The sequence below is a fragment of the Streptomyces sp. NPDC111656 genome, assembly GCF_055656965.1.
The window spans coordinates 202,477-216,374 of sequence record NZ_JBVKCA010000006.1; the positions used below are offsets into that span (position 1 = coordinate 202,477).

Annotated in this window: 9 protein-coding genes; 6 read left to right on the forward strand and 3 right to left on the reverse strand. The window is 69.6% G+C overall.

Annotation, left to right across the window (positions count from 1 at the left end; genetic code table 11):
- Positions 1-83: 83 nt before the first annotated feature.
- Positions 84-848, reverse strand: coding sequence for an IclR family transcriptional regulator (locus ACZ7M3_RS19870; RefSeq protein ID WP_472064819.1), 765 nt, complete (start codon positions 846-848; stop codon positions 84-86).
- Positions 849-1,117: 269 nt separating this feature from the next.
- Between ACZ7M3_RS19870 and metH the strand changes: the two genes are divergently transcribed.
- The 4 genes from metH (at position 1,118) to ACZ7M3_RS19890 (ending at position 9,229) form a co-directional block, all read left to right on the forward strand.
- The gene (gene metH, locus ACZ7M3_RS19875) at positions 1,118-4,645 is read left to right on the forward strand and encodes a methionine synthase (protein WP_472064820.1); all 3,528 of its coding nucleotides are present in this window, start codon (positions 1,118-1,120) and stop codon (positions 4,643-4,645) included.
- 139 nt (positions 4,646-4,784) lie between these two features.
- Complete coding sequence (locus ACZ7M3_RS19880) at positions 4,785-5,486, forward strand: HAD family hydrolase (protein ID WP_472064822.1); 702 nt, start codon at positions 4,785-4,787, stop codon at positions 5,484-5,486.
- Between the two features lie 445 nt (positions 5,487-5,931).
- A complete protein-coding gene (locus tag ACZ7M3_RS19885) occupies positions 5,932-7,539 on the forward strand; it encodes an ABC transporter substrate-binding protein (protein WP_472064824.1) in 1,608 nt (535 codons plus the stop codon).
- 106 nt (positions 7,540-7,645) lie between these two features.
- Positions 7,646-9,229, forward strand: coding sequence for an ABC transporter substrate-binding protein (locus ACZ7M3_RS19890; RefSeq protein ID WP_472065231.1), 1,584 nt, complete (start codon positions 7,646-7,648; stop codon positions 9,227-9,229).
- A 135-nt stretch (positions 9,230-9,364) separates the two neighbouring features.
- On the opposite strand, the gene ACZ7M3_RS19895 is transcribed toward ACZ7M3_RS19890, so the two are convergent.
- A complete protein-coding gene (locus ACZ7M3_RS19895; RefSeq protein WP_075027695.1) occupies positions 9,365-10,039 on the reverse strand; it encodes a response regulator in 675 nt (224 codons plus the stop codon).
- Positions 10,040-10,108: 69 nt separating this feature from the next.
- The gene (locus ACZ7M3_RS19900) at positions 10,109-11,071 is read right to left on the reverse strand and encodes a RecB family exonuclease (protein WP_472064826.1); all 963 of its coding nucleotides are present in this window, start codon (positions 11,069-11,071) and stop codon (positions 10,109-10,111) included.
- A gap of 187 nt (positions 11,072-11,258) precedes the next feature.
- On the opposite strand from ACZ7M3_RS19900, the gene ACZ7M3_RS19905 reads away from it, so the two are divergent.
- Entirely contained in the window at positions 11,259-12,878 is a 1,620-nt protein-coding gene (locus tag ACZ7M3_RS19905) for a site-2 protease family protein (protein ID WP_472064828.1), read from the forward strand.
- A 52-nt stretch (positions 12,879-12,930) separates the two neighbouring features.
- Positions 12,931-13,833, forward strand: a complete 903-nt coding sequence (locus ACZ7M3_RS19910) for a tRNA (adenine-N1)-methyltransferase (protein WP_095855576.1) — start codon at positions 12,931-12,933, stop codon at positions 13,831-13,833.
- Positions 13,834-13,898: the final 65 nt, after the last annotated feature.

The window sequence follows — 13,898 nt, forward strand, 5'->3', positions numbered from 1 at the left end:
CCCGCGTACATGCCAAAAGGGGCCGGTACGTAGGACACGTACCGGCCTGTTGTCGTACGGGGTTCAGCTCGTCGTTCGGGGCGTCAGAACCGCCCGGCTCCCAGGTCCCGCGAGACCGCGCGGGCGCAGTCCCGCACCGCCGCGATCAGCTCGGGGCGCACCTCGCCGTCCCGGCAGATCCGCTCCACGGCTCCCGTGATGCCCACCGCGCCCACCGGCATGCGCCGCCGGTTGTGGATGGGGGCCGCGACCGAGGCGACGCCCGTCCATGTCTCCTCGACGTCGTCGGCGTACCCGCGCGCGCGGGTCAGGTCGAGGACCCCCTCGAACTGCTCCGGTTCGACCGTGGTGCGAGGTGTGAACGTCTTCCGCTCGGCCTCCAGGACCTCGCTGTGCGCCACCGGGTCGTAGGCCGACAGGACCTTGCCCAGGGCCGTGGAGTGCAGCGGCTGCATGGCCCCGACCTCCAGCACCTGACGGCTGTCGTCGGGCCGGAACACATGGTGCACGATCAGTACGCCATGTTGGTGCAGCACGCCCAGGTAGACGCTCTCGCCGCTGGAGCGGGCCAGGTCGTCGGTCCACACCAGCGCCCGCGCGCGCAGCTCGTGCACGTCGAGATAGGTGGTGCCGAGCCGCAGCAGCTCGGCGCCCAGCTGGTAGCGCCCCGAGACGCTGTCCTGTTCGACGAAGCCCTCCTGCTGGAGGGTGCGCAGTATGCCGTGGGCCGTGCCCTTGGCCAGGCCCAGCGAGGAGGCGATGTCGGACAGGCCGAGCTGCCGCTCGCCGCCCGCGAGGAGCCGCAGCATCGCCGCCGCCCGTTCGAGCGACTGGATGTTCCGTGCCATCGCCGTGCTGCCTCCGTCCCCTTCGACCGACAGCGGCGCCTCCGCTACCACCGTTCGGCAATGTCGAACACTACCGTTCGTTGCCGAGCTCCCGCTAATGGGTCGTCGCAACATGTTCGGTCTGTCTTAACACCCCGGCCGCACCCGCCACGCCCGTCCGGCCCGTGGACGGCCCCTGACCCTGTGCCGGTGCTCGGGCTACCCTGACGGCGTGCGCCTTCCATGGGAAGCGCAAAGCCGACAGCCGTCGCACTTCAGGGAGCACCTTCATGGCTTCGTTGCCGAACCCGTCCCTTTCGTCCGAGCTCGCCGAGAACCGGACCCGCATCGCAGCCCTCCGCGAGGCGCTCGCCGAGCGTGTCGTGGTGGCCGACGGCGCGATGGGCACGATGCTGCAGGCGCAGGATCCGACGCTGGAGGACTTCGAGAACCTCGAGGGCTGCAACGAGATTCTGAACATCACGCGCCCCGACATCGTCCGTTCCGTCCACGAGGCCTACTTCGAGGTGGGCGTGGACTGCGTGGAGACGAACACCTTCGGCGCCAACCACTCGGCCATGGCCGAGTACGAGATCTCCGACCGTGTGCACGAGCTGTCCGAGGCGGGCGCCCGCATCGCCCGCGAGGTGGCCGACGAGTTCGCCGGCCGCGACGGCCGTCGGCGGTGGGTGCTGGGCTCCATCGGCCCCGGTACGAAGCTGCCGACCCTCGGCCACATCGGCTTCCACGCGCTGCGCGACGGCTTCCAGGCGAACGCCGAGGGCCTGATCACCGGCGGCGCGGACGCCCTGATCGTCGAGACCACCCAGGACCTCCTCCAGACCAAGTCGTCCATCCTCGGCGCCCGCCGGGCCCTGGACGCGCTCGGGGCCGACCTGCCGCTGCTCGTCTCCCTCGCCTTCGAGACGACCGGCACGATGCTGCTGGGCTCGGAGATCGGCGCCGCGCTGACGGCGCTGGAGCCGCTGGGCATCGACATGATCGGCCTGAACTGCTCCACCGGCCCCGCCGAGATGAGCGAGCACCTGCGCTACCTCGCCCGCCACTCCCGCATCCCGCTGCTGTGCATGCCGAACGCCGGGCTGCCCATCCTCACCAAGGACGGGGCCTACTTCCCGCTGACCCCGCCCGAGATGGCGGACGCGCAGGAGACCTTCGTCCAGCAGTACGGCCTGTCCCTGGTCGGCGGCTGCTGCGGCAGCACCCCCGAGCACCTGCGCCAGGTCGTCGAGCGCGTGCGCGGGATGGCACCGGCGCAGCGGCGCCCCCAGCCGGAGCCGGGCGCCGCCTCCCTCTACCAGACCGTCCCGTTCCGCCAGGACACCGCGTACATGGCGATCGGCGAGCGCACCAACGCCAACGGCTCGAAGAAGTTCCGCGAGGCCATGCTGGAGGCCCGCTGGGACGACTGTGTGGAGATGGCCCGCGACCAGATCCGCGAGGGCGCCCACATGCTCGACCTGTGCGTCGACTACGTCGGCCGGGACGGCGTCGCGGACATGCGGGAGCTCGCCGGACGCTTCGCCACCGCCTCCACGCTGCCCATCGTCCTGGACTCCACCGAGGTCGACGTCCTGCGCGCCGGCCTGGAGAAGCTCGGCGGCCGTGCCGTCATCAACTCCGTCAACTACGAGGACGGCGACGGCCCCGAGTCCCGCTTCGCCAAGGTCACCCGGCTGGCGCAGGAGCACGGCGCCGCGCTGATCGCGCTGACCATCGACGAGGAGGGCCAGGCCCGTACCGTCGAGACCAAGACCGCCATCGCCGAACGGCTCATCGAGGACCTGACGACGAACTGGGGCATCCACGAGTCGGACATCCTCATCGACGCCCTGACCTTCACCATCTGCACCGGCCAGGAGGAGTCCCGAAAGGACGGCATCGCCACCATCGAGGCGATCCGCGAGCTCAAGCGCCGCCGCCCCGACGTGCAGACCACGCTGGGCCTGTCGAACATCTCCTTCGGTCTCAACCCGGCCGCCCGTATCCTGCTCAACTCGGTCTTCCTCGACGAGTGCGTCAAGGCGGGCCTGGACTCGGCGATCGTGCACGCGTCGAAGATCCTGCCGATCGCCCGCTTCACCGAGGAAGAGGTCCAGACAGCCCTGGACCTGATCCACGATCGCCGCGCCGAGGGCTACGACCCCCTCCAGAAGCTGATGGCGCTGTTCGAGGGCGCCACCACCAAGTCGCTGAAGGCGGGCAAGGCCGAGGAGCTGGCCGCGCTGCCCCTGGACGAGCGACTCAAGCGGCGCATCATCGACGGCGAGAAGAACGGCCTCGAGGCCGACCTCGCCGAGGCCCTCCAGACCCGCCCCGCCCTCGACATCGTCAACGAGACGCTGCTCGACGGCATGAAGGTGGTCGGCGAGCTGTTCGGTTCCGGCCAGATGCAGTTGCCGTTCGTGCTCCAGTCCGCCGAGGTCATGAAGTCCGCGGTCGCCTACCTCGAACCGCACATGGAGAAGTCGGACGCCGAGGGCAAGGGCACCATCGTGCTGGCGACCGTGCGCGGCGACGTGCACGACATCGGCAAGAACCTCGTCGACATCATCCTGTCCAACAACGGCTACAACGTCGTCAACCTCGGCATCAAGCAGCCGGTCTCCGCGATCCTGGACGCGGCCGAGGAACACCGGGCCGACGTCATCGGCATGTCGGGCCTGCTGGTCAAGTCCACGGTGATCATGAAGGAGAACCTGGAGGAGCTCAACCAGCGCGGTCTGTCCGCCGACTACCCGGTCATCCTCGGCGGCGCCGCCCTGACGCGGGCGTACGTCGAGCAGGACCTGTACGAGATCTACGAGGGCGAAGTCCGCTACGCCCGGGACGCGTTCGAGGGCCTGCGCCTGATGGACGCGCTCATCGGGGTCAAGCGGGGCGTGCCGGGCGCCGTGCTGCCGGAGCTCAAGCAGCGCCGGGTGCGGGCCACCGCTCCGACGGTCGTCGAGGAGCGCCCGGAGGAGGGCCACGTCCGCTCGGACGTCGCCGTCGACAACCCGGTGCCCACCCCGCCCTTCTGGGGCACCCGTGTCATCAAGGGCATCCAGCTCAAGGAGTACGCCTCCTGGCTGGACGAGGGCGCGCTCTTCAAGGGCCAGTGGGGTCTGAAGCAGGCCCGTGCGGGCGACGGACCGACGTACGAGGAACTCGTCGAGACCGAGGGCCGGCCCCGGCTGCGCGGACTGCTGGACAAGCTCCAGACCGACAACCTGCTCGAAGCGGCCGTCGTCTACGGCTACTTCCCCTGTGTGTCCAAGGACGACGACCTGATCATCCTGGACGAACAGGGCAACGAGCGCACCCGCTTCACCTTCCCGCGCCAGCGCCGCGGACGGCGGTTGTGCCTGGCCGACTTCTTCCGGCCCGAGGAGTCCGGTGAGCGGGACGTCGTCGGCCTCCAGGTCGTCACGGTCGGCTCCCGCATCGGCGAGGAGACAGCCAAGCTCTTCGAGGCGAACTCCTACCGCGACTACCTCGAACTGCACGGCCTGTCCGTGCAGCTGGCCGAGGCCCTCGCCGAGTACTGGCACGCCCGCGTCCGCTCCGAGCTCGGCTTCGCCGGTGAGGACCCCTCGGCCATCGAGGACATGTTCGACCTCAAGTACCGCGGTGCCCGTTTCTCCCTCGGCTACGGCGCCTGCCCCGACCTGGAGGACCGCGCCAAGATCGCCCGACTCCTGGAACCCGAGCGCATCGGCGTCCACCTCTCGGAGGAGTTCCAGCTGCACCCCGAGCAGTCCACGGACGCGATCGTGATCCACCACCCGGAGGCGAAGTACTTCAACGCGAGGTGACTCGGCGCGAGGCGCGTCAGAGGGCCCCCTCATAACCAACAGGCGTTTCACCTGACGCCGTCGTACACTGGACGGTCCACAGCAGGCCGGTTCCCCCTGAGGGAACCGGCCTTCTCGTCCCTCAAGGAGGTGCGCCAGGATGACCACTACGGTTCCCGCGCTCGGTACCCGTACGGCCGAAGGCTCAGCGCTGCAGGCCGTGCTCCTGGACATGGACGGCACCCTGGTGGACACCGAGGGGTTCTGGTGGGATGTCGAGGTCGAGATCTTCCGGACGCTCGGGCACACCCTCGACGACTCCTGGCGCCATGTGGTGGTCGGCGGACCCATGACCCGCAGCGCGGGCTTCCTGATCGAGGCCACCGGGGCCGACATCACGCTCGGCGAGCTCACGGTGCTGCTCAACGACGGTTTCGAGGACCGTATCGACCGGGCGCTGCCGCTGATGCCGGGGGCGGCCAGACTCCTCGCGGAGCTCGCCGCGCACGAGATCCCCACCGCCCTGGTCTCCGCCTCGCACCGGCGCATCATCGACCGTGTTCTGGCCTCCCTGGGCCCCCAGTACTTCGCGCTGACCGTCGCGGGCGACGAGGTGGAGCGGACCAAGCCCTTCCCCGACCCGTATCTGCTGGCGGCGTCCGGACTCGGCGCCGAACCGGCCCGGTGCGCCGTCATCGAGGACACCGCCACGGGTGTCGCCGCCGCGGAGGCCGCGGGCTGCCAGGTAGTCGCCGTCCCCTCCGTCGCACCGATCGCCCCCGCCGTCCGGCGCACGGTCGTGACCTCCCTGGAAGAGGTCGACCTGCCCTTTCTCCGCGGTCTGATGACGGAAATGCGCTAGGCGTTCACCCAGCGTGCATAACCGAATGTGCCGATAACCCCTGCGTATCCGCAGGTAAGGGCCCCGGGCCTGGCGCGGGAAATTGATTCCGGGGCCGGATGGCCGAATTCCGGTACTCTCCCACCGAGTTGGCGGTGTGAGGTTCGTCACCTGGCGAGGGGTCGACATTCGGCCTGCCATGTGCAGTAACCCCCCTTTCGGGGGTGGTCGACGTGCCCTTGTGTCCCGATTGGTAGAACGCTGCACGAATCCTTCCGCTGTCGGGTTATCGGTGCGTCCGCGCCCGGTTTCGCAGCGTGATGGGAACTCAACTCCGGTCTCTGCGGGCCGTCCTGGTGGTGCGGACTAATGTCGTCGCGAGAACCTCGCCATAACCCCGGTGACTCGCCCGCACCACCCCTGCATGGCGGGTACACGGACACGACAGCTCTGGAGAAACTCGAGCATGAACCGCAAGACTTTGGTGCTGCCGGCCGTTGTCGGCTTGCTCGCCCCGGTGCTCGCCGCGTGTGGCGGTTCCGACAGCGGGGGAAGCGGCGGCGACGCGATCGTCGTGGGCACCACGGACCGGTTCACCGCATCGAAGGATGCCCCGGCTCCTCTCGACCCGGCGTACGCGTACGACGTCGGCACCTGGAACATCCTGCGCCAGACCGTGCAGACGCTGATGGTCCAGCCCCGCGGTGACGGCGACCCCCAGCCCGAGGCCGCCGAGAGCTGCGGATTCACCGACTCCGGCAACGAGCGCTACGCCTGCACGCTGCGCGACGGACTGAAGTTCGCGAGCGGTGACCCGATCACCGCCAAGGACGTGAAGTTCTCGATCGACCGCGCGATGTCGCTCAAGGCCGACAGCGGTGTGTTCGCGCTGCTGTCCACCGTCGACACCGTGGAGACGCAGGGCGACCGCCAGGTGATCTTCCACCTGAAGACCGCGGACGCCACCTTCCCGTTCAAGCTGTCGACCCCGGTCGCCGGCATCGTGAACCCGAAGGACTACGAGAAGGGCAAGCTGCGCGACGGCTTCACCGTCGACGGCTCCGGCCCGTACACCCTCCAGGCCGACGTCAAGAACGACGAGGCCGTCAAGATCACCTTCAGCAAGAACCCGAACTACAAGGGTCTGTTGAAGCCGAAGAACGACAAGGTCGAGATGCGCTCCTTCGAGAGCGCCGACGCCATGGGCGACGCGCTCAACAAGGGCGACATCGACCTCATGACCCGCGCGATGACGCCGGAGCAGATCAACAAGCTCGGCGCCGCCGGTGCGACCGGCAAGATCGACCTGGTCGAGATGCCCGGCCTCGAGATCCGCTACCTCGGCTTCAACACCAACGACCCGTCGGTGAAGAGCAAGGCCGTCCGCCAGGCCATGGCCGAGGTGATCAACCGCGGCGAGCTCGTCTCCAAGGTGTACGGCTCCCAGGCCGAGCCGCTGTTCTCGATGGTCCCGGCCACCATCACGGGTCACTCCAACTCGTTCTTCAACAAGTACGGCGACCCGAGCGTCTCCAAGGCCACCGCGACGCTGAACAAGGCGAGCATCACCACCCCGGTGAAGCTCACCCTGCACTACACGACCGACCACTACGGCTCGGCCACCGCGAAGGAGTTCGAGGTGCTGAAGCAGCAGCTCGACTCCAGCGGCCTGTTCAGTGTCGAGATCAAGGGCGAGCCCTGGACGACGTTCCGCCCGGCCGAGAAGAAGAACGAGTACCAGGTCTACGGCATGGGATGGTTCCCCGACTTCCCGGACGCCGACAACTACCTGGCGCCGTTCCTCGACAAGGACAACACCCTCGGCTCCCCGTACGTGAACTCCACGATCCGCGGCACGCTGATCCCGGAGTCCCGCCGCGAGGCCGACCGTCTCACCGCGTCGAGGAGCCTCACCGAGATCCAGGACAAGGTGGCCGACGACGTGCCGCTCCTGCCCCTGTGGCAGGGCAAGCAGTACATCGCCGCGCGGGACGACATCACGGGCACCGAGTGGGCGCTCAACTCCTCCTCCACGCTGCAGCTGTGGGAGCTCGGCCGCGGCGTGGGCGGCTGACCGGTCCTTCTCAGGGCGCCGGGTCCCGTGGGCCCGGCGCCCGACCGCACGACCCGGCGCCCGCTCCATGCGGCGTTCCAGAGAAACAATGACAAGGCACCTCCTCGTGAACATGCGCAACCAGTGGCCAGTCCTGTCCGTCGCGACGGGGCTGGCCGCCGGTCTGCTCGTCGGCTGCGGCTCGCAGACGGGCGACACCGGCAGCACCGGCTCCTCCCTGGTGATGGGGATGTCCGACGACGTCCTGGCCATCGACCCGGCTTCCGGCTACGACCCGGGATCGTGGCTGTTGTTCAACAACGTCTTCCAGTCGTTGCTGAGCTTCCCCAACGGCGGTACGGAGCCGGTTCCCGAGGCGGCCAAGGAGTGCGCGTTCTCGGACGCCACGACCAAGGTCTACAAGTGCACGCTCCAGGACGGCCTGAAGTTCAGCAACGGTGACGCCCTCACCTCCGAGGACGTCAAGTTCTCCTTCGACCGCATTCTGAAGATCGACGACGCCTCCGGTCCGGCCGTCATGTTCCCCATGCTCGACACGGTCCAGACCCCGGACGCGAAGACCGTCGTCTTCCGGCTGAAGTACGCCGACGCCACCTTCCCCAGCAAGATCGCCTCCGGCGCCGGCTCGATCGTGGACCACCAGCAGTACGCGGACAACGGGCTGCGCAGGGACAACCAGGCGGTCGGCTCGGGCCCGTACAAGCTGGACTCCTTCGGCAAGGACCAGGCCGTCTTCTCGGTCAACGACAGCTACAAGGGCACCGCCAAGGTGAAGAACTCCGGCATCACGCTGAAGTTCTTCCACGGTGACCAGACCGCCCTGAAGAAGGCGCTGCTGAACCACCAGGTCGACATCGCCTACCGAGGTCTCGCCGCCGACGACATCGCGGACATCAGCAACGACACCTCCACCGGCAGGGGCGTCAACGTCGTCGAGGGCACCAGCGCCGAGGTCCAGCACATGGTCTTCAACATGGACGACCCGGTCGCCGGCAAGCTCGGCGTGCGCAAGGCCATCGCCTATCTGCTCGACCGCGAGGCCCTGGTCGACAAGGTCTACGAGGACACCGCGACGCCGCTGTACTCGATCGTCCCGGCCGGTGTCACCGGCCACAACACGGCCTTCTTCGACCGCTACGGAGCCCGCCCCTCGAGGACGAAGGCCGCCGCCGCGCTCCGGGCCGAGGGCATCACAGGCAAGGTCAGGCTCACCCTCTGGTCGACCCCCTCGCGCTACGGCCCCGCCACCGACCAGGAGTTCAGGGCGATCGCCCAGCAGCTCAACGCCAGCGGGCTGTTCGACGCGACCGTGAAGTCCGTCGCGTACGACCAGTACGAGAAGGACATCGCCAAGGGCAAGTACGGCGTGTACGTGAAGGGCTGGGTGCCCGACTACCCGGACCCCGACAACTTCACGGCCCCCTTCTTCGGCAAGGGCAACGTGCTGAGCAACCACTACACGAACAGCACGATCACCGGGCGGCTCATCCCGAAGACGGCCGCCCAGAGCGACCGCTCCTCGACCGACATCGAGTACGGCAAGATCCAGGACATCGTGGCCGAGGATCTCCCGGTCCTCCCGATCTGGCAGGCCAAGCAGTACGCGATCGTGCGGGACAACGTCTACGGCCTCGAGAACTGCCTCGACGCCTCGACGGTGTTCCGCTTCTGGGAGATCAGCAAGGACTGACTCCACCACCGCCGGTACCGACGCCGAGGGCGCCCTCTTCGTGGAAGGGGGCGCCCTCGGTCGTGTTCCTGGGCCCCCGGTCGAGCTCCGGGGACCCGCTGCCGAGCTCCTGGGGGAGTGGACGGCGTTCGGGGGTTACTGCTGTGCGCCCGGGCGCACCAACCCGCTCTCGTACGCGTACACCGCGGCCTGCACCCGGTCGCGCAGCCCCAACTTGGTGAGCACGTGGCCCACATGCGTCTTGACGGTGGTCTCGCTGACGAACAGGTCGGCGGCGATCTCCGCGTTCGACAGGCCGCGCGCCACCAGCTTCAGCACCTCGACCTCCCGCTCGGTCAGGGTGTGCAGCGTGTCGGGCACCGGCTCGTCGCCGGACGGCAGATGACCCGCGTACTTGTCGAGAAGCCGACGGGTGATGCTCGGCGCGAGCATCGCCTCGCCCGCGGCGACCACCCGGATCGCCTGCACCAGTTCATTGGCCGGCGCGTCCTTGAGGAGGAAGCCGCTGGCCCCGGCGCGCAGCGCCTCCACCACGTACTCGTCGAGGTCGAAGGTCGTCAGGACCAGCACCTTGGCCGGTCCGTCCCGCCCCGGCCCGGTGATCTGCCGGGTCGCCTCCACCCCGTCCATCCTCGGCATACGGATGTCCATCAGAACCACATCGGGCTGCAGCGCACGTACCTGATCCAGTGCCTGCAGACCGTCACCGGCCTCGCCGACGACCGCGATGTCCTGCTCCGCCTCCAGAATCATCCGGAAGCCGGTACGCAGCAGCGGCTGGTCGTCGACCAGTAGGACGCGGATGGCCACGCAAGTCTCCTTGGGTCTGTCCGGCGGACCAGGCCGGAGCTGAAAAACGTGCCGGACAAGCCACAGGGCCTAGTCCCGCCCCATTCTGCCCTGCTCGGTGACGGCGGAATCCGGCGCCCTGACCGGCAGCGGGTAGGGCGGGGGAGTACCACCGAATTCCGGACATACCGCTTGGTGGTCGCACCAGCCGCAGAGCTTGGTGGGCCTCGGTCGCCAGTCGCCCGTCTCGGTAGCCTGCCGGATCGCCTCCCACAAGGCGAGCAGTTTGCGCTCGACCCGCTCCAGGTCCTCGATCATCGGGTCGTACGTCACCACGTCGCCGCTGCCGAGGTAGACGAGCTGGAGCCGGCGCGGGACCACCTGCTTCAGCCGCCACACCACCAGGGCGTAGAACTTCATCTGGAACAGCGCACCCTCGGCGTACTCCGGCCGCGGCGCCTTGCCCGTCTTGTAGTCGACGATCCGGACCTCGCCCGTCGGGGCCACGTCGACGCGGTCGATGATGCCGCGCAGCTTCAGCCCGGAGTCGAGTCGCGCCTCGACGGACAGCTCACGCTCGGCGGGCTCCAGCCGCGTCGGGTCCTCAAGACTGAACCAGCGCTCCACCAACTGCTCGGCCTCGCCGAGCCAGCGCGTCAACCGCTCGCCCTCGGGATCGTCGGCGAACAGCTCCACGACCTCCGGCCGCGTCTCGCGCAGCCGGTCCCACTGCCCCGGAATGAGTGACTTGGCGCGCGGAGCCGTCCGCTCCGCCGCCGGGGCGTCGAAAAGGCGCTCCAGCACCGCGTGGACCAGCGTGCCGCGGGTGGCCGCCTCGCTCGGCTTCTCGGGGAGTCTGTCGATCACCCGGAACCGGTAGAGCAACGGGCACTGCATGAAGTCGCTCGCCCGTGAGGGCGACAGTGAGCTCGGAGGCAGGGCCGGGCGGGCCGCGGGAACCGCCGGCGCGTCCGTCGCTTCGGCCACGGCGGCTTCGGCCGTGACGGCTTCGCTCGGCTCGGGCGGCACAGCGCCCCCGGTGCTGGTTTCCATGTCCACAGACCTTACGGCCCGCCACTGACAGTGAGTGCACGGTCGGGGCTCGTGCGCGCTTGTGCGACGGAGCGGAAAACAGAGGGGGTGCCGGGGCGGAACGCGTCGCGACGGACGCATACCATCGACCCAGACCCTCCTGCTTCGCATGATCGGGAGCGGGAGACGCTTCGAACGAGGGGACATCGTGGACGAGAGCGGCGGGAGCGGGCAGCCGCGGTCCGGCACCGACGAAGCGACCGAGCGCCACGGGGAGCAGCGGGCCCCCTCGGCCCCGGCCGCGGATGCCACGCGCCCCGGACCGGAGCGCCCCGAGCACCCCACCGGGCCGACACCACCCACGGCCCCGGGCACCTCCGAGGCCGCCCCGTCCCCCGACCGACCCCACGACCCCACCGACCCCGCACGCGGGACCGCGACGCACAGCGACCCTTCGAGCGGGGCCGAGGACGAGGCCGACGCACTCCACGGTTCTTCGGACGAGCCCGGCAGCAAGTCCACGGGCGAGCCCGGAACTGAGCCGTCCGCCCAGGACGCGCCCCACCGCTCCACCGCCGGAGGCCACCCGCACCCCGACCCCGAACACCCCCGGACCCTCGCCCACTCCGGAACCGGCACCGGTACCGGCAAGGCGCAGCCCCCGCGACGCGGCCGGGAGCCCGGTGGCGGCCTGCTGATGGGGCGGCCGTTCGGCGTGCCCGTGTACGTGGCGCCCAGCTGGTTCCTCGTGGCCGCGCTGATCACCTGGGTGTTCGGCGGCCAGCTCGACCGCGTGCTGCCCGAACTCGGCGCCCTGCGCTACCTCGTGTCCCTCTTCTTCGCGGTCGCCTTCTACGCCTCCGTGCTCGTCCACGAGCTGGCCCACACGGTCGCCGCCCTGCGCTTCAAACTGCCGGTGCGCCGGATCCAGCTGCAGTTCTTCGGCGGCGTCTCGGAGATCGAGAAGGAGGCCGAGACCCCGGGCCGTGAGTTCGTGCTGTCCTTCGTCGGACCACTGCTCTCCCTCGTCCTCTCGGGCCTCTTCTACCTCGCCATGCTGGCCGTCGAGCCCGGCACGGTCCCCGGCGTGCTGCTGGCCGGCCTGATGATCTCCAACCTGATCGTGGCCGCCTTCAACCTGCTCCCCGGCCTGCCCCTGGACGGCGGCCGCATGCTCCGCGCCGTCGTCTGGAAGATCACCGGCAGGCCGATGAGCGGCACGATCGCCGCCGCCTGGGTCGGCCGCGCCCTCGCCGTCTCCGTACTGATCGGGCTGCCCCTGCTCACCCAGTCCGGAGCGCTCGGCGCCAGCCAGGACAACATCGGCGGCATGGACACGGTCACCGACGCCCTGCTCGCCGCGATCCTCGCCGCGATCATCTGGACCGGCGCCGGCAACAGCCTCCGCATGGCCCGTCTGCGCGAACACCTGCCCGAGCTGCGCGCCCGCTCACTCACCCGACGCGCGGTCCCGGTCGAGACCAGCACCCCGCTCTCGGAGGCGCTGCGCCGTGCCAACGAAGCCGGCGCCCGCGCCCTGGTCGTCGTCGACGCCGACGGCGAACCGCTCGCCCTCGTCCGCGAGGCCGCCATCGTCGGCGTACCGGAGCACCGCCGCCCCTGGGTCGCAGTCAGCGGCCTCGCCCAGGACCTCACCGACGGCATGCGCGTCTCCGCGGAGCTCGCCGGTGAGGCCCTCCTGGACACCCTCCGCGCCACCCCGGCGACCGAGTACCTGGTGGTGGAGGATTCGGGCGAGATCTACGGAGTCCTCTCGGCGGCAGACGTCGAGCGAGCCTTCGTCAAGGCGATGGCCCGCCCGTCCTGAGCGCGGCCCGAACGTGGTCGGCGCCCCGCGCAGGGACCGGTAGGCTGGTCACATGTCCGAACCGACCGGTGCCGCCCGCAGGCGCGGGCCCTTCAAGGTCGGGGACCAGGTTCAGCTGACCGACCCCAAGGGCCGCCACTACACGTTCACGCTCGAGGCCGGGAAGAACTTCCACACCCACAAGGGTTCCTTCCCCCACGACGAGCTGATCGGTGCTCCCGAGGGCAGCGTTGTCCGCACCACGGGGAACGTCGCCTATCTCGCGCTGCGCCCCCTGCTCCCCGACTACGTCCTGTCCATGCCCCGCGGCGCCGCCGTGGTCTACCCCAAGGACGCGGGGCAGATCCTGGCCTTCGCCGACATCTTCCCCGGCGCGCGCGTCGTGGAAGCGGGCGTGGGCTCCGGCTCGCTCAGCAGCTTCCTGCTGCGCGCCATCGGCGACCAGGGCATGCTCCACTCCTACGAGCGCCGCGAGGACTTCGCGGAGATCGCCCAGCAGAACGTGGAGCGGTACTTCGGCGGCCCGCACCCCGCCTGGCAGCTCACCGTCGGCGACCTCCAGGACAACCTGTCCGACACCGATGTCGACCGCGTCATCCTCGACATGCTCGCCCCCTGGGAGTGCCTGGAGGCCGTCTCCAAGGCGCTGGTCCCCGGCGGCATCCTGTGCTGCTACGTCGCCACCACCACCCAGCTCGCGCGGACCGTCGAGTCCATCCGCGAGATCGGTTCCTTCAACGAGCCGACCGCGTGGGAGTCGATGATCCGCAACTGGCACGTCGAGGGCCTGGCGGTCCGTCCGGACCACCGGATGATCGGCCACACCGGCTTCCTGCTCACCGCCCGCCGCCTCGCGGACGGCGTCGAGCCGCCCATGCGCCGCCGCCGCCCGGCCAAGGGCGCGTACGGCGACGACTACACCGGGCCGAACGCCGACGGCGGCTCAGGCCGCTGACCCGATCGGCGCCCACGCCGTCGACGCACTCAACGCACCACACCTGTGGCCGAGTTCCCGGAAGC